At 71.8% G+C, this 23456-nt stretch carries 23 protein-coding genes and 1 pseudogene; 12 read left to right on the forward strand and 12 right to left on the reverse strand.

From position 1 onward, the window contains the following. Nucleotides 1–141: 141 nt before the first annotated feature. Together ACZ4EF_RS23465 and ACZ4EF_RS23470 are read right to left on the reverse strand one after the other, a co-directional pair. Nucleotides 142–825, reverse strand: coding sequence for a response regulator transcription factor (locus tag ACZ4EF_RS23465; RefSeq protein ID WP_355335441.1), 684 nt, complete (start codon nt 823–825; stop codon nt 142–144). Nucleotides 826–1060: 235 nt separating this feature from the next. Next, complete coding sequence (locus ACZ4EF_RS23470) at nt 1061–1804, reverse strand: TetR/AcrR family transcriptional regulator (protein WP_355335438.1); 744 nt, start codon at nt 1802–1804, stop codon at nt 1061–1063. Between the two features lie 198 nt (nt 1805–2002). Between ACZ4EF_RS23470 and ACZ4EF_RS23475 the strand changes: the two genes are divergently transcribed. From ACZ4EF_RS23475 to ACZ4EF_RS23485, 3 genes are all read left to right on the forward strand, one after another. Continuing rightward, nucleotides 2003–3550 carry an MDR family MFS transporter gene (locus tag ACZ4EF_RS23475; protein WP_391048207.1) on the forward strand — a complete coding sequence of 516 codons (1548 nt, stop codon included), beginning with the start codon at nt 2003–2005 and terminating at the stop codon, nt 3548–3550. Next, the gene (locus ACZ4EF_RS23480; protein ID WP_355335433.1) at nt 3547–4404 is read left to right on the forward strand and encodes an SDR family NAD(P)-dependent oxidoreductase; all 858 of its coding nucleotides are present in this window, start codon (nt 3547–3549) and stop codon (nt 4402–4404) included. The genes ACZ4EF_RS23475 and ACZ4EF_RS23480 overlap by 4 nt, the downstream gene beginning before the upstream one ends. Nucleotides 4405–4559: 155 nt before the next feature. Then, the gene (locus ACZ4EF_RS23485; protein ID WP_401854713.1) at nt 4560–5219 is read left to right on the forward strand and encodes a hypothetical protein; all 660 of its coding nucleotides are present in this window, start codon (nt 4560–4562) and stop codon (nt 5217–5219) included. 94 nt (nt 5220–5313) lie between these two features. On the opposite strand, the gene ACZ4EF_RS23490 is transcribed toward ACZ4EF_RS23485, so the two are convergent. Beyond that, entirely contained in the window at nt 5314–5544 is a 231-nt protein-coding gene (locus ACZ4EF_RS23490) for an acyl-CoA carboxylase subunit epsilon (RefSeq protein WP_355335427.1), read from the reverse strand. 440 nt (nt 5545–5984) lie between these two features. Between ACZ4EF_RS23490 and ACZ4EF_RS23495 the strand changes: the two genes are divergently transcribed. Continuing rightward, nucleotides 5985–7055, forward strand: coding sequence for a helix-turn-helix transcriptional regulator (locus ACZ4EF_RS23495; protein ID WP_467506322.1), 1071 nt, complete (start codon nt 5985–5987; stop codon nt 7053–7055). A gap of 131 nt (nt 7056–7186) precedes the next feature. Here ACZ4EF_RS23495 and ACZ4EF_RS23500 read toward each other — a convergent pair. The 4 genes and pseudogenes from ACZ4EF_RS23500 to ACZ4EF_RS23515 all read right to left on the reverse strand — a co-directional run. After that, a pseudogene (locus ACZ4EF_RS23500) lies at nt 7187–8167 on the reverse strand (MFS transporter); the annotation flags it as partial. 96 nt (nt 8168–8263) lie between these two features. Further along, nucleotides 8264–8929: a dihydrofolate reductase family protein gene (locus ACZ4EF_RS23505; RefSeq protein ID WP_391048199.1), complete on the reverse strand. Its 666-nt coding sequence runs from the start codon at nt 8927–8929 to the stop codon at nt 8264–8266. Beyond that, a complete protein-coding gene (locus tag ACZ4EF_RS23510) occupies nt 8929–9441 on the reverse strand; it encodes an SRPBCC family protein (RefSeq protein WP_467506323.1) in 513 nt (170 codons plus the stop codon). The genes ACZ4EF_RS23505 and ACZ4EF_RS23510 overlap by 1 nt, the downstream gene beginning before the upstream one ends. Then, on the reverse strand, nt 9425–9787 hold the full coding sequence (locus ACZ4EF_RS23515; RefSeq protein WP_467506324.1) for an ArsR/SmtB family transcription factor: 363 nt from the start codon (nt 9785–9787) through the stop codon (nt 9425–9427). The genes ACZ4EF_RS23510 and ACZ4EF_RS23515 overlap by 17 nt, the downstream gene beginning before the upstream one ends. A 151-nt stretch (nt 9788–9938) precedes the next feature. Here ACZ4EF_RS23515 and ACZ4EF_RS23520 point away from each other — a divergent pair, with 151 nt between their 5' ends. From ACZ4EF_RS23520 to ACZ4EF_RS23530, 3 genes are all read left to right on the forward strand, one after another. Next, complete coding sequence (locus ACZ4EF_RS23520; protein WP_355335416.1) at nt 9939–10832, forward strand: oxygenase MpaB family protein; 894 nt, start codon at nt 9939–9941, stop codon at nt 10830–10832. Between the two features lie 79 nt (nt 10833–10911). Next, nucleotides 10912–11199, forward strand: a complete 288-nt coding sequence (locus ACZ4EF_RS23525) for a hypothetical protein (protein WP_401307897.1) — start codon at nt 10912–10914, stop codon at nt 11197–11199. Nucleotides 11200–11319: 120 nt separating this feature from the next. Then, complete coding sequence (locus tag ACZ4EF_RS23530; protein WP_391048190.1) at nt 11320–12474, forward strand: carboxylate-amine ligase; 1155 nt, start codon at nt 11320–11322, stop codon at nt 12472–12474. Nucleotides 12475–12531: 57 nt separating this feature from the next. Here the strand turns inward: ACZ4EF_RS23530 and ACZ4EF_RS23535 are convergent, their stop codons facing one another. The 5 genes from ACZ4EF_RS23535 to ACZ4EF_RS23555 form a co-directional block, all read right to left on the reverse strand. Continuing rightward, nucleotides 12532–15459 (reverse strand): tetratricopeptide repeat protein, encoded by a 2928-nt coding sequence (locus ACZ4EF_RS23535; RefSeq protein ID WP_467506325.1) that lies wholly within the window; start codon nt 15457–15459, stop codon nt 12532–12534. Nucleotides 15460–15493: 34 nt separating this feature from the next. After that, nucleotides 15494–15859, reverse strand: coding sequence for a hypothetical protein (locus ACZ4EF_RS23540; protein ID WP_355335405.1), 366 nt, complete (start codon nt 15857–15859; stop codon nt 15494–15496). 161 nt (nt 15860–16020) lie between these two features. Further along, complete coding sequence (locus ACZ4EF_RS23545) at nt 16021–16674, reverse strand: type 1 glutamine amidotransferase domain-containing protein (protein WP_355335403.1); 654 nt, start codon at nt 16672–16674, stop codon at nt 16021–16023. A 39-nt stretch (nt 16675–16713) separates the two neighbouring features. Further along, nucleotides 16714–17754: a phosphotriesterase family protein gene (locus ACZ4EF_RS23550; RefSeq protein WP_355335400.1), complete on the reverse strand. Its 1041-nt coding sequence runs from the start codon at nt 17752–17754 to the stop codon at nt 16714–16716. Between the two features lie 34 nt (nt 17755–17788). Next, nucleotides 17789–18226: a DJ-1/PfpI family protein gene (locus tag ACZ4EF_RS23555; RefSeq protein ID WP_391162851.1), complete on the reverse strand. Its 438-nt coding sequence runs from the start codon at nt 18224–18226 to the stop codon at nt 17789–17791. Nucleotides 18227–18404: 178 nt separating this feature from the next. Between ACZ4EF_RS23555 and ACZ4EF_RS23560 the strand changes: the two genes are divergently transcribed. The 5 genes from ACZ4EF_RS23560 (at nt 18405) to ACZ4EF_RS23580 (ending at nt 23415) form a co-directional block, all read left to right on the forward strand. Next, entirely contained in the window at nt 18405–19160 is a 756-nt protein-coding gene (locus ACZ4EF_RS23560; RefSeq protein ID WP_391048182.1) for a FadR/GntR family transcriptional regulator, read from the forward strand. Between the two features lie 372 nt (nt 19161–19532). Continuing rightward, nucleotides 19533–20849, forward strand: coding sequence for a 3-oxo-tetronate kinase (gene otnK / locus ACZ4EF_RS23565; RefSeq protein ID WP_467506326.1), 1317 nt, complete (start codon nt 19533–19535; stop codon nt 20847–20849). Next, a complete protein-coding gene (locus ACZ4EF_RS23570; RefSeq protein ID WP_467506327.1) occupies nt 20846–21478 on the forward strand; it encodes a class II aldolase/adducin family protein in 633 nt (210 codons plus the stop codon). The genes otnK and ACZ4EF_RS23570 overlap by 4 nt, the downstream gene beginning before the upstream one ends. A 3-nt stretch (nt 21479–21481) precedes the next feature. Further along, nucleotides 21482–22153, forward strand: a complete 672-nt coding sequence (locus ACZ4EF_RS23575; RefSeq protein ID WP_467506328.1) for an aspartate/glutamate racemase family protein — start codon at nt 21482–21484, stop codon at nt 22151–22153. After that, complete coding sequence (locus ACZ4EF_RS23580) at nt 22150–23415, forward strand: amidohydrolase family protein (protein ID WP_467506329.1); 1266 nt, start codon at nt 22150–22152, stop codon at nt 23413–23415. The genes ACZ4EF_RS23575 and ACZ4EF_RS23580 overlap by 4 nt, the downstream gene beginning before the upstream one ends. The last annotated feature ends 41 nt before the right edge of the window (nt 23416–23456 follow it).

Here is a 23456-nt window from a genome sequence, read left to right on the forward strand (position 1 = left end):
TCCCCTATGCGCCCCTTCGCCGCCCCCCCCCCCCCCCCCCCCCCCCCCCCCCCCCCCCCCCCCCCCCCCCCCCCCCCCCCCCCCCCCCCCCCCCCCCGCTTCCGCTTCCTTTTCCCGTGCCGTGCGGGTCCGGGGGCCGGATCAGCCGAGGCCGACCCGGAATCCGACCCCGCGGACGGTGACGATCCAACTGCTCCGGCCCAACTTGTTGCGCAGCGAGTTGACATGGGTGTCCACCGTGCGGCTGGCCTGGTAGCCGACCGCGAGCACCGTCGGGATCTCCCATATCTCCGCGAGCAGCCGCTGCCGGGTCACGACCATCTCGGGGTGCCGCGCGAGGTAGTACAGCAGGTCGAACTCCTTGCGGGTCAGCTTCACCGGCTTCTCGTGCACCTGCACCTTGCGCGAGGCCGCGTCGATCCGCAGACCGCCGATCGACACCGTCGTCTTGGGGGTGACGACCGGTCGGCGCGGCTCCCGCCGCCGCATGACGGCCTCCATGCGGGCCGCCAACTCGCGGATCTCGTACGGCTTGTCGATGCAGTCGTCGGCGCCCGCCCGCAGTCCCAGGACCCGGTCCAGCTCGGTGCCGCCGCTGGCGAACGCGATGACGGGGATGTCACCCGTCTCCCGCATGCTGCGGCAGACGGCCAGGCCGTCGATGTCCGGGAGATCGAGGTCGAGCAGGACGAAGTTCGCCTGCCGGAAGGTCTCCAGAGCCGCGGTTCCGGAATCCACGGTCGTCACCTCATGGCCGTACCGCTCCAGATTGCGGGCCAGGGCCGCGGCTTCGTGCTCCTGCGCCTCCACAACGAGTATGCGCACGGTATCTCCCTTGGAGTTGTACGGACCGAAGGTGGATTCACGGCCGCAAGCTCCATTGCCTGCATAGCTGTTAGGTGGACACATCCATCTAGTGCTGATCCGCGGCGCGGATTCTCAAACCGTTCTCATCGATTCGAGCCAGGGAGTTCATGTGAGGACACACGGACTTCGCGGATCCGCTTCGGAGATATCCGTTCGCGGGAAGGCGCGGTAAACCGTGTCGAATCGTCAGAGGTCAGGGAGCGGTCACCGGCAGGGAGCGGTTCTGCTGGACATCTCGGAACGCGCGCAGGAATGTGTCGACCGCGGCGTCGGCCACGGTGTGGAGTTCGGTGTCCGGTACGGGTCGGGTGCCGAGTTGGGACCGCGCCTCCATGGGGCCCGTGAGCAGAGCGAGGAACTGCTCCGCGGCCTCGACGGGGTCGCAGGGGCGCAGCAGACCGGCCAGGGAGAGCCGGGCCATCCGGTCGGCGAGGGTCTGCCGGAGCCGGTCGGCGCCGCGCCCCCAGACGACTTCGAGCAGTCCGGGGAAGCGGGTGATCTCCGCGTGCAGCAGTCGGCGCAGCGCCCAGGAGCGGGGGTCGCAACACTGGAGCAGCATGCGGTATCCGACCTCCTCCAAGCGGGACCTGACCGGGTCGGAGCCCTCGCCGTCCCCGCTCTCCTCGTCGGCCTCGCCGTTTCGGCCGTTCGCGCCGCCCTCGACCGTCAACTGCTCGGCCAGGGCGAGGTTTCCGTCCATCACCGCGTTCCCCGTCGCCTCCATCGCGGCGTGGAAGAGGTTCTCCTTGTCGCCGAGGTGGTTGTAGACGGTGTGCTTGGCGACGCCCGCCACTTCGGCGATCTCCTCCATGCACGCACCGGCGTACCCCCGCTTGGCGAACACGGCGAAGGCCGCGTCGAGGATCGCCTGACGCTTGTCGATGCGGCCTCGCGAGGCCGTTCGGTTGCCTGATGCCGATGTCGCAGTTCCGCCCACCCTCGCAGCGTACCCGATACGGGCGTTGAGTTACACCGGCCGGTGCAGTTTGTTGCCCACCGACGTTGTCAGCGTCCTGAGTGGTGCCCTAATCTGCACTGGCGAGTGCAATTTGGCTCGCTGTCATCTGACGTGCCGCCATCTGACGCGCGGCCACCTCACGCCACCTCATGCCACTTCACGCCACCGGAGAGACTCATGGCGCATCCGTCGAACGAGGGCCTTGACCCCGCGCTGCGGCGACTGATCGGAGTGATCCTGTTAGGCGGGATCATGGGGATCCTCGACGGCTCGATGATCGCCGTCGCAGCGGACACCCTGGTCAAGGACTTCGACACCTCACTCAGCGCGGTCAGTTGGGTGTCCACGAGCTATCTGCTCGCCCTGACCGTGAGCATCCCGGTCACCACCTGGGCCGTCGACAGGTTCGGCGGTCGACGGCTGTGGCTGCTCGGCCTGGTGATCTTCCTCGCCGGTTCCATCAGTTCCGGACTCGCGTGGAACATCGGCAGCCTGATCGCCTTCCGCGTGCTCCAGGGACTCGGCGCGGGTCTGCTCGACCCGCTGATGCTGACCCTGCTGGCCCGTTCGGCCGGACCCAGCCGGATCGGACGGGTCATGGGCCTCATGGGCGTCGTCGGCTCCAGCGGCCCGGTGTTCGGCCCGGTGATCGGCGGATTCATCCTGCAAGGCGTGTCCTGGCGCTGGATGTTCCTGGTCAACGTCCCGATCGGCCTGCTCGCGCTGGTGCTCGCCCTGCGGGTGATCCCGGACGACAAGCCGACCGGCGAGCAGCCGGTGAGCAAACTCGACACCGTCGGCGTCGCGCTGATCGGGCCGGGCGTCGCGGCCGCCGTGCTGACCTTGTCGCAGTACGCCGAGCGGACCGAGTTCTCCGCCTGGCAGGTGCTCGTCCCGCTGGTCGCCGCGGTCGTGCTGCTCGGCGCCTACGCCGTCCACGCGCTGCGCGAGCGCACCACGCAACCGCTCATCGACCTGCGGCTGTTCGCCTCGCGCAGCTTCTCCGCCAGCGTCACCGTCGGCGCCCTGGTCGGTCTGGCCACCTTCGCCAGCCTGTTCGCGCTGCCGCTGTACTACCAGCAGGTACGCGGCCACGACACCTTCGCGTCCGCGCTGCTGCTCGCTCCGCTCGGTGTGGGGTCGGCCCTGTCGATGCCGCTGACCGGACGGTTGTCCGACAAGGTCGGCTCACGGACCCTGGTGATGTGCGGCGGCGCGGTCGCCACGCTGAGCGCGCTGGCCTTCACCCAGCTCAGCGCGGACACGTCCCAAGTCTGGACGGCCGTGGTGGCGTTCACGATCGGCCTCGGCCTCGGCAGCGTGGGCGCGCCCACCATCGCCTCCCTCTACCGCACGCTCCCGCCGCATCTGGTGCCTCAGGGCAGCACCGTGCTGTACATGCTCAACCAGCTCGGCGCCGCGATCGGCATCGCGCTGGTCGCGCTGCTCGTCCAGAGCGCGGGCAGCGGCGACGCCCTCGGCGGCTTCCGGCACGCATACTGGGGCGTGACCGGCGCGCTCGTCCTCGCCCTGATCGCCGCGACCCAACTGCCGGGCCGTCCCAAGCCGCAGGAATCCGACGGCGGTACGCCGCAGGAACAGCACGCCGACGTGAACTCCGACGTCACCGCCGACGTCCACTCCCATGCCGACTCCGCGGTCGGCTCCGACATCCGCTCCGCGGAGGCTCCCGCCTCCCTGGCCGCCCAAGGGGACACCCTGTGAAGACCATTGTGATCGCCGGCGGCACCGACGGCATCGGAAAGGCGCTGGCGGCCACCCGGCTCGGCAACGGCGACACCGTCGTCGTCATCGGCCGCAGCGAGGTGAAGGGGAAGGCGTTCCTGGAGACCGCCGCGACCGTCGGCGCCCAGGACCGGGCCTTCTTCATCCCTGCCGACCTCAGCCTGCTGGGCGAGAACGAACGGGTGCTCAAGAAGCTGCGCGCGCGGTTCCCGACGATCGACGCCCTGGTCCTGTGCGCCCGCCACTACCGCACCGAGCGCGCCCTCACGGCCGACGGCATCGAGGAGAACTTCGCGCTGTTCTACCTCAGCCGCTACCTGCTCGGACACGGCCTGGTGGACACGCTGTCCGCCGCCGAACAGCCCGTGGTGGTCAACGTGGCCGGTCCCGGCGCGAGTCTGAGCGTGGTCCGCTGGGACGACCTGGAGCTGCGCCACGGTTACCACGGCGGCGCCGCGCTCGGCCAGGGCGGAAAGCTCAACGACCTGCTCGGCGTCACCTTCGCCGAGCGGTACGGGGACAGCGGCATCCGCTACGTCCTGATCCACCCGGGCGTCACCGCGACGAGCTTCTCCGGCGAGTACGACGATGTGACACTGCGTCAGATCCTGTCGATGCAGTCGTTCGCCAAGCCGGTGGAGGCCGCCCTCCCGCCGATCGTCGACGCCATCGACGCCCCTCCCGCCGAGCCGTTGAGCGCGTTCGTCGAGGGGCTTCGGATCGGGGTGAAGGACCGGTCCTTCGCGCCGGACGCGGCCGAACGCCTCGACGCGGCCACCGAGCGGATCCTGGAGGAGCACCGGGGGCGGACCGGCGGTCCCGGCGGGAATTGACGGTCTCCAGAAGGTGTCACAAGCGGAATTGATGTTCTTTTCACAATCCTGAGCCGGGATTCCTGGGCGCGGGTCACCGCTGGTCGGAGAATGTTCCGTACCACGCCGTGGCCCGCGCCTTTCGTGGAGCCACCTCATTCCCGAGGAGCCGAAGAATGTCCCACGCGTCCACCTCGCGGCCCGTCATCGAGAATCCCCAGAGCGACATCGTGCTCGTCGGCACGGTCCCGACGGAGAGCGGAAAGGCGGTGCAGACCGCGGAAGCCGTCGTCGCCCACTGGCGGTCCGGCGAGTGGCCGCCGGAGCTGCTGTCGCTCACGGTCTACACGAGCAGCGAAGGCGACTCGGTGCTGACCTACGCGCAGTGGTCCGCGGAGGAGCCGCTGCGGCAGTCCCTGAAGGAGGAGGGCAGCCTCTCCGACACGGCGTCCGCCGTCCCCGGCGCCCCGGCGCCCGTGCCCTACCGCCTGTACCGCGCGGTCCGCGGTTCCGGCATCGCCGACCCCGCCCCCGTCGCCGAGTCCTTCCCCGTGGCCTTCTTCGGCGCGGAGAACGACCAGGCCGCCCGCGCCTTCGTGGACGCCCTGTTCGCCGGCGAGGAGGCCACCGAGGGCCAGGACCGCGACTACCCCGGCGGGATATCGGCGAACATGCACATCAGCGTGGACGGCACGAGCGTCCTCAGCTTCTCCGAGTGGGTGACGGAGGCCAACGCCGTCGCCCACATCGAAGCCGTCTGGGAGCCGGTCCTGAAGGACCTCGGCGGCACCGGTCTGCTCTACCGGCACTTCAGCACCCTGCTCCCGACCGCCTGAACACCCCACCGGCCGGCCCCCGCCCTCGGGGCGGGAGCCGGCCGGTTCCTCATGGCTCAGGACCTCAGCGGCTCATCCGCAGGACCTCGGCGGCTCATCCGGCCGCGCGCGCGTACGCGTGCCAGACGCGAGGCGCGTCGAACAGGTGCACCCGCTCCGACCGCCGCCACCGGGCGGCGGGCACCGACACCACGTCCCCCGGCACCGGCAGATCGGGACCCGCCGCCGTACGGGCGAAGAGCACGGCGACAAGCGCGGCCAGTTCCTCAGGAGTCGCACAACCGCGCACCACGCGCAGCTGACGAGAATCGATCGAGTCGGTCATCACACATCCTTCTTCGCGCGGTCGGGAAAGTCGAGGCCACACCGGCAGCGGAAATGCGCCGCACCTCAACCTCAAGGTTCCAGGGAAACCGGCCCCCGCTCAAGACACCCCGATTCAGGACTCCGTCAGATTCCACAAGTCCTCGCCAGCCGAATTCAGCGACCGCCAGCCGAATGTCAGATCCCCTTGACCCGGCCCGCCTTCCGCGCCGCGGGGGCGGAGCGTCAGGCGAAGGACGGCCAGCGATGGGCGGCCCAGTGGCGCCAGTCCGTCCAGCCGGGCGGTGGGCCGGTCGGCCGGTCGGCCGGATAAAGCGGTGGCCGCCCGACCGCCTGACCGCCCTCACCGCCCCGACCGCCTGACCGCCCCGGCCGCCCCGACCGCCCGGGCGGTCCCCGTCGAACCGGCGCCCCCGCTCCCGGACCTGGAATGATCGGGCCATGCGCGCCGCCCGGCTCCTCTCGCTCATCCTCCTGTTGCAGAACCGGGGGAGGCTGACGGCCGGTGAGCTGGCGCAGGAGCTGGACGTCTCGGTGCGGACCGTCTACCGGGACATCGACTCGCTGAGCGCCGCGGGCATTCCGGTGTACGGGGACGCCGGGCACGGCGGGGGATACCAGCTGCTCGGCGGGTACCGGACCCGGCTGACCGGGCTGCATGTCGACGAGGCGGAGTCGCTGTTCCTGGCCGGACTGCCGGGCGCGGCCGACGACTTGGGCCTGGGGGAGGTGCTGGCGGCGGCGGAGCTGAAGCTGACCGCGGCCCTGCCGCCACCGCTGCGGGACCGGGCCGGGCGGATCCGTGAGCGGTTCCACCTCGACGCGCTCGGCTGGTACCGGGAACAGGACTCCCCGTCCGCTCTCGTACCGCTCGCCGACGCGGTGTGGAATCAGCGGCGGATCCGGGTGCGCTACCGCCGCTGGACCGCGCCGCAAGAGGTCGAGCGCGACCTCGACCCGTACGGCCTGGTCCTCAAGGCGGGGGTCTGGTACCTCGTTGCCGCGGTGGACGGCGTGGTGCGCACGTACCGGGTGTCCTCGATCCTCCGCCTGGACGTCGGGACGACCGGCTTCGAGCGGCCGGACGGGTTCGACCTGGCCGCTCACTGGCAGCAGTACCTCGCCGTCTACGACGCCCGCAGGCTGCGGCTTCAGGGCTCCGTACGGATCGCTCCCGCGCTTTTGTCCGCGCTGCCGGACCGCCTGGACGCGGCTCTGGTCCGCGCGGTGGAGACCTCGGCGGGGCCGCCGGACGCGGACGGCTGGGTGACGGCGACGGTGCCGCTGGAATCGGTCGAGCTGGCGGTGCCCGTACTGCTGTCACTGGGCCCGGACATCGAGGTGCTCGGCCCCGAGGAGCTGCGCCGCGCGATCGCGGAGCGGGCGGCGGCCGTGCTCGACCGGTACCGGCCGGCGGACTCGCCCGGCCGGGCGGGGGCCGACGAGCGCAGCAGCACTCCGGCGGACAGGGTGGCCAGCAGGGCGAGAGCGGCGAGGACCCCGAAGCCGTAGCGCGTGTCGGTGCTGTCGGTGACCTTCCCGACCAGGAACATCACCGCGACCGTGGCCGCCAGCCCGCCGCCGTTCGCCAGCCCGAAGACCCGGCCCACCGAGGCGTCGTCGGCCGAGGTCATCAGCATGGTCCGCGAGGCGATCCGGGCCTGCCCGAAGAAGAACGCGCCCACCGGCACTCCGACGAGATAGCCGGCGATCCCGAACTGGCTCTGGAGTACCAGGCCCACGGCGCAGAGCAGGAAGCCCACGACGGCGATGCGGAGGTCGGGACTGCGTCTGCTGACGATCCGGTACGCGCCGGCCGCCGCCAGGAAGCCGAGGCAGCCCAAAGCGTCCACCGCGCCGAACGTCCCCGCCCCCAGGCGGAGTTCACCGATGACCGCGGTGGGCAGCAGGGCGTTGAAGACCGTGACGACCACGCTTCCCTGGGCGTAGAGCAGGATGAAGTGCCGCATCCGCATCGGTGTCCGCGTCGGCGTACGCGCCGCCACCGGCGCCGACTCCCCGGCGGCGGTGGCCGTCGGCGCCCGTTCCGGGCGACGCCCCACCGCGGCCACGCACAGCGCCGAGACGGCGAAGGTCCCGGCGTTGAACACCAGCAGCGGCACGGCGCCGAACGCCTGGACGGACAGCCCGCCGACCGTCGCCGACAGCAGCATCCCCGCCTGGGTCCCCATCTCGTAGCGGGCGTTGAACCGCCGCAGCCGGTCCGCCGGGACCCGTTCCTTGATCAGCGCGGAGCTGGCGGGGAAGAACAGCGCGCCGACCACGGCGAGCGCCAGGTTGGCGCCGTAGATCCCGGCTCCCGGAGAGCCGCCGCAGACCAGCCAGAGCGGCAGGGCCAGGGCCAGCGCCGCACTGGAGAGATCGCAGCCGATCCACAGGGCCCGCCGGTCGAAGCGGTCCGCCAGCCGCCCGAAGAAGGGTGACAGCAACGCCTGCGGCCCGGCGACGGCGATGAAGAGCCAGCCGACGGCCATCATGGTGCGCTGTTCCCTGATCATGAGCAGCGCACCGACGATGAGCTGGACGTTGTTGCCGAGAGCGGTGGCGAAGGCAGCGGGTACGAGCAGCCGCTCGGCCCGCCGGGAGTGCCGACTGAGGATCATGGCACCACTGTCCGGCGCTTCCCTGACATCCTGTGTCAGTGAAGTCTCTCCGCCCGGTGACGTCTTCGCACCGCCCCCGAGCGGCCGGGCCGCCCGCTACCGCCGCTTGACGGTGTAGGTCAGGTGGGTCACCCGGGACGACGCGTCCGTACGGGTCTGGTCGAGTGCGAGACGGTCGGGGTCCACGCGCTCGAACAGGCGGATGCCCGTGCCGAACAGCACGGGCGCGAGGGTGATCGAGAACTCGTCGACCAGGCCGGCGTCCAGGTACTGCTGGATCGTCTCGGCGCCGCCGGAGATACGGATGTCGCGGTCGCCCGCGGCCTCGCGGGCCCGGTCGAGCGCGCTGGAGATTCCGTCGTTGACGAAGTGGAAGGTCGTGCCGCCCGGCCGCTCCCACGGGTCACGCTCGACGTGGGTCACGACGAACACCGGGGTGTGGAACGGCGCCTCCTGCGGCCATGCCAGCTCTCCGGCGTCGAACATCCGCTTGCCCATGACGCTCACGCCGGTGCGCTCGTACGTCGCCCGGGCGATGTCGTTGTCGATCCCCTCCTCGCCGCCCTCGCCGAGCTTGAGATTCTCGCGGAACCACCGCTGCGGGAAGATCCACGCCTGGAGCTCCGACCACTTCGCCATCCAGCGCCGGACCCCGGGGTCGCTCTGGCCTTCGGGCGAGAAGACGTCCTCGACGGGCACGGCGTCCGGCGCCATGAAGCCGTCGAGCGACATCGTCACACTGAAGAACACCTTGCCTGCCATCAGTCGTCCGCTCCCTTCGATGCGGTCCCGTTCCCGGTGAGTTCGGCGACGTAGACCGCCAGATTGCGCAGCGTCTGCTCGCCGCCCTCGACCGCGTGGTACTTCTCCGCCGCCTCGTCGCGCAGCTCCCTGGTCGGGAACACCGTGCGCATCACGAGCCGGGTCTCCTCGTCCGCCGGTTCGAAGGTCAGGACCGACTCGAAGGTGTGGGGGTCGTCGCGGGACTCGCCGTGCAGCAGCGCGATCCGCCGTGACGGGACGATCTCGGTATAGGTGATCCACTCCTGGTAGTCGGTCCCGTCCGGCCCGTGCATCACGAAGTCCCAGACCCCGCCGACGCGGAAGTCGAAGGACCGCGTCGTGGTCGTGAACCCTTCGGGGCCCCACCACCGCGAAAGGTGCCGGACCCGTGTGAACGCCTCGAACACCAGCTCCCGTGGGGCGCCGATGGTCCGGGAGACCACGATCTCGCGGTCCGCCGCCGCCTCGTCGCCGCTATTGGTCGTCGTCATCCGGTGGTTCCTCCTGCCTTGCCTGTTTCAGATCTCGTACGTACGCGTCCAGCCGGTCGAAGGTCCCGTTCCAGAACTCCTCGAAGCCGCCCGTCCACTCATGGATCGGCCGCAGCCCGCGGGCGTCCAGTCCGTAGAGCCGCTGCTTGCCGGCGCCGCGGACCCGCACCAGCCCGACCTCGCGGAGCACCCGCAGGTGCTTGGACGCCTGCGGCTGGGTCATCCCCAGCTCCCGCGCCAGCTCGGTCACGGGCCGCTCGCCGCCCCGCAGCAGCGCCAGAATCTCCCGTCGCTGCGGCTCGGCGATCGCGTTGAACGCGTCCGAGGTCGTCGCCGCTCGTGCCATGACTCCATCGTATGCCTATATCGGCATGCGTCAACCGCGGCATGCCGCTCCTGAGGTTCCGCGCCCTCGGTGCGGGCCGCTCGTCCTGGCCGCCGCGTCCGCCGGGCGGCTCGGTACCCTCGGCGGAGGGAGACGGCCCCTGGAGGCGCTGGTGGGACTGCGGGAACGGATCGCGAGGGAACTCACCGCGACCATGCACGGCGGGGACCTCGAACTGGGACGGTATGCGGCGCCGCCCGGTGATCCCGGACTGTTCGGGATCGCGCCGGGGGACCCGGTGTGGCGGGTGCACGGGCACGCCACCGGGATGCTCACCGGCGGATTCGCCGCGCTCATGCTCCAGTCGCTGCATCCGCTGGCCATGGCGGGGGTCGACGACCACTCCGACTTCCGCGCCGATCCGGTCGGACGGCTGAACGGCACCGTACGGTTCATCACCACGACCACTTTCGGCTCCTCGGCCGCCGCCCGCGAGGTGATCGACCTCGTCCGGCGGATCCACACCCGCGTGCACGGCACCGCCCCCGACGGCCGCCCGTACCGCGCGGACGACCCCGATCTGCTCACCTGGGTGCACACCGCCGAGGTACGCAGCTTCCTCGCCGGCCACCAGACCTACGCGCCCCGGCCGCTGCGGCTGACTCCCGCCGAGTGCGACGCCTACTACCGCCAAGCCGCCCCCGTGGCCGAGGCGTTGGGCGCGCGGAACATACCGCGCACATCCCTCGACGCCGAGCGCTACCTGGCCCGCCAGCGCCCCCAACTCCACGCCACCGCAGCCGCGTTGGACTCGGTACGGTTCCTGCGCCGCTTCGGACGCACACGACGGGAGCGGCTGGTCGTCGGCCGGCTCATGAACGCCTCGGTCGGACTCCTCCCCGGCTGGGCCCGTACCGAATTGGGCGTTCACCGCCCGGCCGCCGTCCGCACCGGCTGGGACCGGCCCCTCGCGACGGCCGTGGGCCGCACCATCGAATGGGGGCTCGGGCCCTCCCAGATCCAGGCCGCCGCGCGAGGGCGGCTGGCGCAGGCGCCACAGGGATGACGGGGGCGCGGACCGGACCGCGGCCGACGTACGGGCCTCACGATCCGGGAGCGCGCCACCCGCGTGGGATCATCGGTCCATGAGCAGCGACCTGGAAGTGAGCGCTCTGGCGATCAACGTGACGATCCCGCAGGAGCTCCGCTGGACGGACACCCGACGCGGCGAGGAGTTCACGCTGACCACACTCAACGTCCGGCTGCTCCCGGACGGTCGACTCGCCGCCAAGGCATACGGCCGGCCGGTCGGCGGCGGCAGGGGCGCCTACGTCTCCTTCCCCGTCCCCGACAGACCCGAACTCGCCGCCCTGGTCGACGCCGCCGCCGGCCGGGCCGGGGCGCTGTGGGCCGCCCATCGCGGTCTCGGCTGAACCCGTTTCGCCGCGAGGGGGAGAGGGCTCGCAGGGGAGCGCGGCCCGAGACGCCGATCGATGCCAGGTCTGCTCCGTGACGAGGCCGTTCTGGGGTAGCAGACGGCTATGACGACAGGCGTGACCATTGGGGTCGAAGAGGAATTCCTGCTGCTCGACCGCAGGACCGCACTGCCGGCGCCACGCGTCGGCCAGCTCCGGATCGCGGCGGAGCGCGAGCCCGACCTGGGGAGCGAGGAGGTCGACACCGAGCTTCTGCAGTCCCAGGTGGAGGTCGCGACCCCGGTCTGCTCCGACCTGGACGAGGTCGCCGCGCATCTCACGCGGTTCCGGAAGTCGCTGAGCGCCGCGGCGCGCAGCGTGGACTGCCGCCTGGCGGCGACGGGCGGCGCACCCCTCATGGCCGAGGCGTCGGTGCCGGTGACCGGTGAGCAGCGGTACCGGGACATGCGGGTGGACGCGGCGCGACTGGTCGACGAGCAGTTGATCTGCGGTATGCACATCCATGTCGCCGTGCCCGACCGCCAGGCCGGGGCCGCCGCGCTGGGCCGGATCCGTCCCTGGCTGCCGCTTCTGGTCGCGCTGGGAGCCAACTCCCCGTTCTGGGACGGGCGGGACACCGGCTTCGCCAGCTGGCGCACCGTGATCTTCGGCCGCTGGCCGGTCAGCGGATCGCCGCCGTTCTTCTCCGGCGCCTCCCATTACGAGGAGCGGGTCGACGCCCTGCTGGGCACCGGGGTGATCGCCGACCGGCACCAGCTCTACTGGCACGCCCGGCTCTCCGACGAGTACCCGACGCTGGAGGTCCGCGCCCCCGACGTCCAGCTCGACGTCGACAGCGCGATCACCCTCGCCGGGCTCGCCCGCGGCCTGGTGGTCACCGCACTGCGCGAGGGCAGCGTCGGCGGCCGTCCCCTCGACCCGCCGGCCAGCGTCCTCCAGGCCGCGGGCTGGCACTCCGCCCGCCACGGCCTGACCGCCAACCTGGTCGACCCCCGCACCAATGAGCCGTCCCAGGCCGCCGACGTGCTCGGCGCCCTCCTGGACTGCGTCACCCCAGCCCTGAAGGAACTCGACGACCTCGACCGGGTGACCTCCGGCGTGCGACGACTCCTCGACAAGGGCACCGGCGCCGCACGCCAGCGCGCCGCCCTCGCGCACGGCGGCACCGAGGAACTCCTCGACCTGATAGCACCCGAGCCCGTCGATCCGGCGGACGGTGACGACGCCCGCCAGCCGGAAGCGCCCGTCATCGCCCGGGCGGGACGCCCGTAGGGCATGGAATCGGCGCCGGCTCCCGGCGACGGCCGGCAGCCGCGCGCCGATTCCCCGCTACGCCCCGGACGACCGGCTGAGGCGACTCGCGAGCAGAAGCGTCGCGGCCACGGACTTCACGGGGATGTCGCCGAGCTTCTGGCAGAGGGTCATCGCCTGTCGCAGCGCGAGGTCGGCTTCCGCGGGGTGTCCGGAGGCCAGGAGGTGTGAGCCGAGGTTGGTCAGGACGATCGCCTCGCGCTCGCTGTCGCCGCGTTCACGGAAGACGGCGAGCGCCCGGCGAAAGGCCGCTGTGGCGTCCGCCTCCTGACCGGTCTTGGACAGGGCCAGGCCCAGGCGGTTCTGCGATTCCGCTTCGCCCGCGCGCGCACCGGCTTTCCGGCTGAGCGCGATGGCCTGCCGGAGGTGGTCGGCCGCCTCTTCGTAGCGCCGCGCCGCGAGCAGTGTCGCGCCGAGGCTGTCCAGGAGGACGGCCTGATTCGGTTCGTCGTCCTCTTCGCGCCGTATGGCGAGCGCCCGGCGGAGGGTCTTCTCGGCTTCGTCGTACCGGCCGAGCCAGTGGAGGGCCGCGCCGTGCGCGGCGAGCCGTCGGCGTTGGTTCGAGGCGCTGCCGCTCTCCTCGGCGCAGGCGGCGGCTTCCTCCAGCGCCCGTAGGGCCTGCGCGAACCGGCCCACGCGCACCAGGGCCTCGCCGATGTCCCCCTGGATCTCGCCTTCGACGCGGCGGTCGCCGATGTCGCGGAAGATCGAGACCGCCTGCTCCAGGGCCTCGATGCCCTGCTCCTCCCGTCCGTTCCGGCCGTGGACGAGACCGAGGAAGCCCAGCAGCCTCCCCTCCCCGAAGCGGTCGCCGCTCTCCCGGCAGATGAGCAGGCCCTTGCGGAGGGCCGCGACGGCCTCGTCGTCCTGTCCCGTCCGGGTCAGACACGCGCTGTCAACGACGACGGCTCTGCCCTCGGCGGCGCGGTCGCCGATCCTCCGGTGGATGGCCAGCGCCCGCTGGTTCGCCTCCTCCGCTTCCGCCGCGCGCCCCGTATGGGCCAGGGCGAGCGCCAGATACGTCAGCGCCGACGCCTCGTTGTCATCGGCGCCGGCCTCCCGGAAGAGCGAGGCGGCCGTCCGGAACGGTTCGACGGCCTCCTGCTCCCGCCCCGGCAGCAGCACGGACAGCCCCAGAAGATGCTGTGCCCAGCCCTCCGCCGCCCGGTCACCGGTCCATCGGCAGACCGGCAGGGCGACGGCCGCCAGAAGGGTCATCTCCTCGAAGTGGAGGCGCAGGGAGCAGAATTCGGCGAGGCAGTACGAGAGGGCGACGGGCACGGCGGGGTGGCCGAGTCCCGTGGCGAAGGCGGCGGTACAGATCAGGTTGGCGAATTCGTCCTCCAGCCAGGACAGTGCCTGCGCGCGATCCCGGACCAGGGGCGTGGGCGACGGTACGGGGCCCTTGAGGTGCGCGTCGGCCGCGACCGCGGTCCGTACGTAGTAGTCCATCAGCCGGGCCAGCGCCGCCTGCGCCTGATCCGCGTCGGCGCGCGCCGCGCCGCGTTCGTCCGCGTAGAGGCGTACGAGACCGTGCATGCGCCAGCGGCCCCAGGTGCGCGCGGGTTCGATGAGGTGGGCGCGGGCGAGGTCGCGCAGCATGACCTCCGAGGTCGTCTCGTCGGCGCCGCACAGGTGGGCCGCCGCGCTGGTGCCGATGTCGGGGCCGCTGTTGAGGGGGAGCAGCCGGAAGAGCCTGGCGCACGCGGGGGAGACCTGTTCGAGGTGCTGGTGGGAGAGGTCGAACGCGGCCCGTACCGCCCGGTCCTCGCGGGTGAGGTGGTCCAGGCGGCGCTGGGCGTCGGCCAGTGCCTGGGCGAGGGACGCGAGCGGGCGGCCGGGGGTGTCGGCGAGGAGCGCCGAGCAGATCCGCAGGGCGAGAGGTAATCGCCCGCAGTATTCGGCGATGCGCAGGGCGTCGTCGGGTTCGTCGGCGACGCGGGTGTCGTGCGGGCCGCGGGCCTGCCGCAGGACACTGCGGATCAGGTCCACCGAGGCGTCGGCGGCGAGAACGTCGAGTTCGCACAGGCGGGCGCCGACGTCGAGGGTGTGGCGTGAGGTGACCAGGGCCGCGTTGCGGCCGTCGCCGGGAAGCAACGGGAGCACCTCGTCGGCGCTCGAGGCGTTGTCGATGACGACCAGGACCCGGCGGCCGTGTTCCGCGCAGCCGGCCAGCACCGACCGGTACAGCGCGACGCGGGCCCGCGGATCGGCGGGAATGTCCGCGTCGGCGATGCCGAGAGCGCTCAGCCATGGGCCGAGGACCCGTTCGGGGAGCAGACGCAGGTCCCGGTCGTAGCCGAGGAGATCGGCGAAGAGGACACCGCCGGGGAACCAGCCGGGTTCTGCGGTCGCCCGCGCGGCGGCCTGGAGGACGAGCTCCGTCTTGCCGACGCCCGCCAGCCCGGTGACCACGGCGGCGACGGGTCCGTCGTGCCGCTCGGTCCGTGGCCGCAACAGGTCCAGCAGCTCGGCGAGTTGCTTGTCCCGGCCGGTGAAGTTCGCGGCGCGGACCGGCAGTCCTGACCCGGCCAGGGGAGTCTCGCGCGGCACCTGCACGGTGATGTCCCGGCCCTGGAACACGGCGCTGAAGAACGTACCGCCGTGCACGTGGTTGGCGACGTCGCTCGCCGAACCGGGGGCGGAGGCGGGGTCATTGGGCTCATCCCGGCCTCCGCGCGGCCAATCGTCCAGCCCCGCGCGGAAGTCCGGATCGACGGCGGCGCGCTCCGCGAGTGCGACGCTGAGCGCCTGCGCGCGTCGCAGGTCACCCGGCGCCCGCTCCAGCGCCCGCAGCTCCTCCGACGCCGAGCTGACCGGGAGCGGTGAAGCCGGTCGCTCCGGGACGGGGCTGCTGACGAGTTCGCCCAGCTCCCGCCAGGCAGCCCGCGCCTCGTCCCGCCTGGCCGACAACTCCGCCAGCCGTCGCGCCGAGATCACCTCCACACGCGCCCCGCCCCGGTCACCGCGTCCGCCGTGGCTACGCGTCGGAGGGCCGGCGGAGTGTGTACCAGGCCGCTCCCGCCAGGGCGGCGGCGGTCACGGCGAGGGCCGCGTGCGGCAGGAACCGTCCCGGCCGGCTGGCCTTACGGTAGGCCAGCACGGCGCCGTTGGACTGCCAGCTCAGCGCGGAGCGATTCGACTGGCCCGACAGCAGCGAGCCGGCCGACTGGAACGAGCCGATGGACGTCGCGGACATCACCGATCCGAGCGACCCGATGGACAGGACCGACGCCACCGAACCGATCGACAGGACCGACCCGGCCGAGGCGATGGACAGCACCGAATCCGTGCACCCGATGGACAGCAACGAGTTGTGTGACCCTGTCGGCCAGCGTGAGGACATACGGACACTGTCTCACCCCGCACCCCGTCGCACCCCGCATTCCCGGCCGCGAGACAGCCCCCGGCAGCTTCGGCGCCGCACCGCTCGCAGAGCCGTGACGACGCCCTCGCCCGGCCCCGCGCCGGACCGATCGGCCCGGTCACCGGACAGGTGCGAGCGTGCTAACCCACCGCGTAGGCGCGGTAGTTCGCGGAGCCGGGGCCCGCGGCGCGGTTCTTCAAGGTGGCGGACCGCTGATAGGTCGCGGACGAGTGGGGGGCCGAGACGGGCGGCCGGTCGGGGGTGAGCTGCTCCGCGGCCTCGAGCGCCGTGATGATCGTGGAGACGAACACCGGCAGGTCGTCCGGCAGCGGTGACGTGATGAGATTCCCGTCGACCACGATCGGCTCGACGACGTAGTCGGCCCCGGCGTGGATCAGGTCGTCACGGATCGGCGCGACCGAGGTGACGCGGCGGCCCGAGACGATTTCGGCGGAGGCGAGCAGCCATCCCGCGTGGCAGATCGCCGCGACGATCCTTCCCTGCCGGTCCACTTCACGGACGAGCGCGACGATGTTCTTGTCGCGTCGCAGGTATTCGGGCGAGAACCCGCCGGGGACGACGAGCGCGTCGATGTCCTCGGCCACCAGGTCCGCGACGTTGACCTCGGCTCGGGCCGGATAGCCGATCTTGCTCGCGTAGACCGCGTCCGTGGCAGGTCCCGCGATGACGACCTGGGCACCCGCCTCGCGGAGCCGGAGCACCGGGTACCACAACTCGAGTTCCTGGTAGAGGTTCTCGACAAGGACGACGACTCGGGCGTCTTGAATTCTCATGTGCTTCCCTCTTGGGCGACGGATCGATTGCGGGGCGGCTCAGACGTCGATCGCGAAGATCCGCCGCGGGTTGTGAATCATGAGCGCGTCGAGCTGCTCGTCGGTGACGCCCTTGGACTTCAGGCGCGGGACGAAGCTGGTGAACATGTAGCCGAGGTCGACCTTCTCGTTGAGCAACTGGGGGTCGGACTCGGTCACCCCGGCGCGCGGATTGAAGAACCAGCGGTCGAACGAGATGACCACGTTGTCCAGGTATCCCTCGTCGATGAGCGTCACCAGGGCGTTCGCCATGGCTTCGTCCAGTTCCTCGGCGCTGCCGACGCGCCAGGGGATGCCGACGTGGTCGAGCTGGACGTTGGCGCCCATGGCGAGGATCTCGCGCATCATCTCGACCTGCGGGGGGACGAAGGCGTGGCCGATGATGACCTTCGCCAGGTCCATGCCCTCCTCCGCGAGGATCTCCAGTTGCTCGCGGCCGGGGTTGGTCACCTCGAAGTCCATGGGGTCGATGTGGGTGTTGATGGCGCAGCCCACCTGCGTCGCCGCCCGGGCCGCGGCGCGGATGACCCGGTCCTCCACCTCGTGGATGTGCCGGCCGTTCGGGCCGAGCGGGCTCGGCTTCGGCGTGACGCTCTCCTGGCCGGTCGCGATCTTGATGGCACCGGCCCGGTAGGGGGTCTGCTGCCAGGCGAAGACCATTCCCTCGGTGAGGTCCTTGACGAAGAACTCGGTCAGCTCCTCGACGGTCTGGCGCCGCCAGTAGTACGGCACCCCCATCCGCTCGGGGAAGAAGCCCGTGATGGCGACGACGTTCATGCCCGTCTGCTTGGCCACGTCGACCATGAACTGCGGGTGGCGGCCGACCTCGGGCGGGGTCATGTCGACGATGGTCCCGTAGCCGTACCCGTCCATCCCGCGCTGGACCTGGCCCGCGACGAAGTCGACCGCGGCGCTGTAGTCCAGCACGGTGCGGTGGTCCAGCTCCGCTCCGGGGTAGCCGTAGAGCAGGTGCTCGTGGCTGAGGATCTTGCCCGAGTTCTCCGCGGGCACGTCACCGAGGACTGTTCGTAGAATCTTCAACGTTTCTGCCTCCTGCTCTCGAATGCGGTCGTCGTCACTTCTGGGACCAGCGGCTGAACAGCTCCCGGTACAGCTCGGGCATGCCGTCGGCGTCCGGCGCGGTCAGCCAGTTCGGGCTGGTGAAGCCGGGGCCCAGCAGCGAACGCACGAGGTCGGTGCCGGTTCCGCTGGAGACCAGGTGGCCGTGCCGGACGGAGAAGTCGCCGATCAGGGCGCGCTGACCGGCCGAGGCGACCGGTACCGCGCCCACGCCGCCCGGCACCACCAGGGCGTCGATGGTCAGCCCCGCCAGGTGTTCGACGGTCGAGGTCGGGACGACGGGGTAGCCGAGGTGGCTCTCGCAACCCTCCGGGTCCGACGTGACCAGGTGCAGGTCGGCGCCGGCCTCCCGCGCGCGGAACACCGGATACCAGAACTCGACCTCCTGGTACCCGGGGAACGACAAGACGACGACTGTCCGGGACTGGGGCATACGACTTTCCTTCGGGTTGCACACGGCAAATGAACCTGGCTGGTTGTCTTACAGGTTGAGTATGCGGGATATGTTCAAGGTTCCGCAAGGTTTGTGACCCGAGGTGGGGGAGTGTCCGCGGGGTATCCGGCGGGCTGGTGATTGCGCTCGACCCCCTGACTGGCGCAGACTAGGGTCCGTGGAAGAGCAGCCAGACAGTCTGTCAATACCGGTCCGGGAGCGGCAGTCGCGCAAGCTCGTGGCGATGAAGCGGGTGGCACGGCACAGCGCTGTCGATGTCGTACGCAATCAGCTCGTCGAGCTCATCGAGCGCGGCGAGATTCCCGTGGGGGACTGGCTGCCCTCAGAGGCGGAGATGTCGCGCGCGTTCGGGGTCAGCCGGCCCGCCCTGCGCGAAGCCCTGGGCAGCCTGCGGGCGTTCGGCTACATCGAGTCCCAGACCGGCCGGGGTTCGATGGTGGTCTCCAACCGGGCTTCCAGCTCACTGACGTTGAGCCAGTACTCCTCGACCGATCTCAACGAGGTGCGCCGCCACCTGGAGGTGCCGACGGCCAAGCTGGCCGCGACCCGCCGGTCCGAGGAGGAACTCGCGGTCATCGTGGAGGCCTGCGAGGCGTACGCGGTGGAGGCGGACCCGGAGATCAGGGTCCGGCTGGACAGCGAACTGCACATCGGGATCGCGTCCGCGACGGGCAACCCCCTCTTCCCTCGGCTGATCAAGGACATCCGGTCGATCCTCGAGGAGCAGTCCCTGGCGCTCTCCGTGTCCGCCGAGCGCTGGCGGCACTCGACGGAGGAGCACTTCGCCATCTGCCGGGCGATCCGCGACCGCGACCCGGACCGCGCCTCCGAGGCGATGGTCGCCCACCTGCGCGCCGTCGAGGACGCGGTCAGCATGCTGCAACGACCGGAAACGCCGCTGTCGTCGAACTGAGGTGACCGCGGCGCCACGAGAGTGGCGTCGTCGCGGCCATGAGGCCCGGAACGCCCCGAAGGGGCGTACGACCGGCTCGCAGTCCACGTCCTAGCTGTCTGACAGGTCAGCCCGGACGTCGTCACGGGACCCGGCTCGCCGTCTGTCGCGGAGCCGCGCCGAGCCGTGCCGAGCCGTGCCGAGCCGCGCGTTGGTGCGCGCCGCCGCGCCGCCCTCCGGCATGCGTCCCATGCCCCATGTCCCGTGTGCCCGTTACCCCGTGTCCGGGTACGCGTCGGCGCGCGCACCGCCGCGACCTGTGACGCGCCTGCTCACCGCCGCGTCGCCGTGCTACATTTCAACCTGTCAGACTGCCTGACCTTTGGGGGAAATGTGGGTGACTCGGAAGTGATCGGGATCATCGCGGACGACATCACCGGCGGGTCGGACGTGGCCGCGGCGCTCAGCGCGGCGGGCAGACGGACGGTCCAGGTGGTGGGCGTGCCCGGCCCCGACCTCGAACTGCCGCCGCATGACGCCGTCGTCGTCTCGCTCAAAACGCGCAGCGTGCCGCCGGAAGAGGCGGTCGCCGAATCGCTGGCGGCACTGCGCCGGCTGCGGGACCTCGGGGCGCGCCGGATCGGCTTCAAGGTCTGCTCGACGTTCGACTCCACGCCTCGCGGCAACATCGGACCCGTCGGACTCGCCCTCGCGGACGCGCTGGACAGCGGGATCACGCTGGTCTGCCCGGCCGCACCGGCCAACGGCAGGACCGTCTACCAGGGGAACCTGTTCGTCCACGACCTGCCGCTGGCGGAGTCCTCGCTGGCCCGGCACCCCCTCAATCCGATGACCGACTCCAACCTCGTACGGCTGCTGACCGCCCAGACCACCGCCGAGGTCGGTCTCGTGGATCACTCCCTCGTACGGTCCGGGGCCCCGGCCGTACGCGCCCGGCTGGCGGACCTGCGCGCGGCCGGTGTGCGTTTCGCGGTCGCGGACGCGATCTGCCGTGACGACCTGCTCGTCCTCGCGGACGCCATCGGTGACGCGGCCTTCTGGATCGGGGCGAACGGTCTGCACGCGGCGGCCGGGGCGGCGGCTCAGGACAGCGCCACCTCGCACAGCGCGGTCCCGGCCGAAGTGGTCGGCCCCGGCCCCGGCGACTTCGCGGACACCATCGCGGGACCCACCTTCATCGTCGCGGGCAGCTGCTCGGACGCCACTCGCGGCCAGATCGCCGCCTTCCGCGAGAGCGGCCCGGCCATCGCCCTCGACCTCGCACGGGTACGGGACGACGCGGGGTACGCGGCCGAAGTCGTCGCGCGTGCGCTGACCTTGCTGTCGGACTCGCCTGCGGTGCTGGTCCACAGCGCGGCGGACGCCCGCCAGCCGACCGAAGAAGCCGGGGCCGAAGCCGGGGCCGGAACCGGGGCCGGCTCGACCGACCTGGGCTCCGCCATCGAGACCTTCCTCGCCGAACTGGCCGCCGGAGCGGTCGACGGCGGGATACGGCGTCTGGTCGTCGCCGGAGGCGAGACCTCCGGCGCGGTGCTGCAACGGCTCGGCGTACGGGCCCTCCAACTGGGCGGCCCCATCGATCCGGGCGTGCCCTGGATGCGTTCGCTCGGCCCGACCGAGCTGGCACTCGCGTTGAAGTCCGGCAACTTCGGCGGACCGGACTTCTTCCTCAAGGCCGTGGCCCGATGACGCCGAGAGCCGCGGGCGACCTGGTCGCGTACGCCAAGCTCCTGTCCGACCGCGGGCTCGCGCACGGCCGTACCGGAAACCTGAGCGTGCGCACGGCGGACGGCGTGCTGGTCACCCCGACCGGCTCGGCGCTCGGCTCACTGACCGAGGACGGCCTCGCGCACGTCGACGAGCGGGGCGCCCGGTTGTCCGGCCCGCCGCCGACCAAGGAACTCCTGCTGCACCTGGCGGTGTACCGCGCCCGCCCCGAACTGCGCGCCGTCGTCCACCTCCATTCCCCCTGCGCCGTCGCGGTCTCGCTGCTGCGGGACACCGATCCGTCCGACGCGATTCCCCCGCTCACCCCCTATTACGTGATGCGGGTCGGCTCCCTCCCGGTCGTGCCGTACTTCCGGCCCGGGGACCCGGCCATGGCCGAGGCGGTCGGCCCGCTGCTCACGCGGTCCCACTGCCTGCTGCTGGCCCACCACGGCACGCTCGCCGGAGGCGGCACGCTCGCCGACGCGGCGGAGGCGGCCGAGGAGATCGAGGCGACCGCCAGATTGTGGCTGGCCGTCCGGTCCCATGACATATCCACTCTGACCAGCGACCAGATCGGTGCCCTGCGTCCGGCCGACCCGAACAGGTGACCCATGTCCGACCGTCCTGTCATCACCATGATCCACACCGTGACCACACTGCCCCCGGTCTTCACCGCCCTGGCCGCCGAGTCGCTCCCCCACGAGATCGAGCTGCGCCACATCGTGGACGACAGCCTCCTCTCGGTGACCCGCGCGGAGGGAGGAGTACGCGCCGGAACCGCCCGGCGCCTGCTCGGGCATGTCTGGTCGGCGGCCGACGCGGGCGCCGACTTCGTACTGGTCACCTGCTCGTCGCTCGGCGAGGCGGTGGAGCTGACCAGGCCCTTCAGCACGGTCCCGGTGCTGCGGATCGACGAGCGGATGGCCGAGGAAGCTGTACGGCGCGGTCCGCGGATCGGGGTGATCGCGACCCTCGGCACGACGCTGGCCCCGACCGCGAATCTGATCCGGCGGGCGGCCGAACAGGCCGAGGCGCCGATCGAACTGGTCGAGACGCTGTGCGTGGGCGCCTTCGAGGCACAGGCGGCCGGCGACCCCGCCGCCCACGACGCGCTGGTCCGTGACGCGCTGGGCGAGCTGATCCCCCGGTGCGACGTCATCGTGCTCGCTCAGGCGTCGATGAGCCGCATCGTCGCGGAACTCGACGAAGCCCCGCGGATTCCCGTGCTGGCCAGTCCCCGGTCGGCGCTTGAAGCGCTGGCCGACCGGCTGCGCCAGTCGTGACGGGTACGGCCGAGGACCGGGAGGCGAGCCCGGCCACGCGTATCCGGGCGCGGTGGCTGTACGGGGGAGCGGGCGTCGCGCGACGGGGCGCGGCGATCCTGGTCCGCGGCGACAGGATCGCCGCGGTCGGTCCCGACGCCGATGTTCCGCACACCGGCGGTCCCGAGCTGACGTTCGAGGCGGCGACGGTACTTCCCGGCCTGATCGACGCGCACACCCACCTTCTTCTGCCGTACGGCCGGGATCTGACGCGGGTGGACAGCGGTTCCGCCGCCGCGACGGCCGCCGCGCGCGCCGTCGCCGCCCGTCTGCTGGGCAGGGGCGTCACCACAGTCCGCGATCTCGGCTCACCCGGGACCGACGGCCAGGCCCTGCGGGACGCGATCGGCGCGCGGCCCGCGTGCGGTCCCACCGTCGTGGCCGCGGGCCGCCCGATCACCTCGCCCGACGGCCACTTCCGCTCGTTCGGCATCACCGTCGAGGGGGCCGCCGAGGCGGCCGGGGCGGTGCGGCTGCTGCACGACGAGGGAGCCGACCTCGTCAAGATCGCGGTGACCGGCGGTTCGCTGACCCCTGGCACCGATATGAGCAGGGCGTATCTGGGGCGGTCCGAGATGGCCGCGATCGTGGCCGCCGCGCACGCCCGCGGCATGCGGGTCGCCGCCCACGCGCACGGCACCGAGGGGATCGAGATCGCGCTCGCCGCCGGGGTCGACACGATCGAGCACTGCACCTGGCTCGATGCGCGCGGCCGGATTCAGGCGCCGCCACCTGAGCTGCTGCGCGCCCTGTGCGACCGGAAGCAGTCGGTCGTTCTCGCCGGTCCGATCGAGCCGGCGATCGCCGATCTGCTGGACACGCCAGTGCCGTCCGGCGCGGATTCACCGATGGCGCCCGGCCTGGAGCGGCGGCTGCGGATCTGGCGGAACGGACGGACGCTCGCCCGTGCGGGCGTGCCGGTGGCCCTGGGATCGGACTCGATCTACGGGCAGTTCCCCGACTGCCGCGACCTGACGGTCAGGGCGCGCGCGATGGTCGCGTTCGCCGGATGGCGACCGGCGGAGGCGCTCGCGGCGCTGACCTCCGGAGGCGCCCATGCCCTCGGCCGCGCCGGCGAGGTGGGCACGATCGCGCCCGGCGCGTACGCCGACCTCCTGGTCGTCGCGGGAAACCCGACCGAGTCGATCGGCGACCTCGACCGGGTCGTCGCGGTGTTCAAGCGGGGCCGCCGGGTGGCGCGGGACGCACCCGTGAACGGCTGACGTTTTTCTCCGCCCAAGAACACGAACGGCGACCGCCGCCT

Source organism: Streptomyces sp. NPDC025721, from assembly GCF_055558595.1.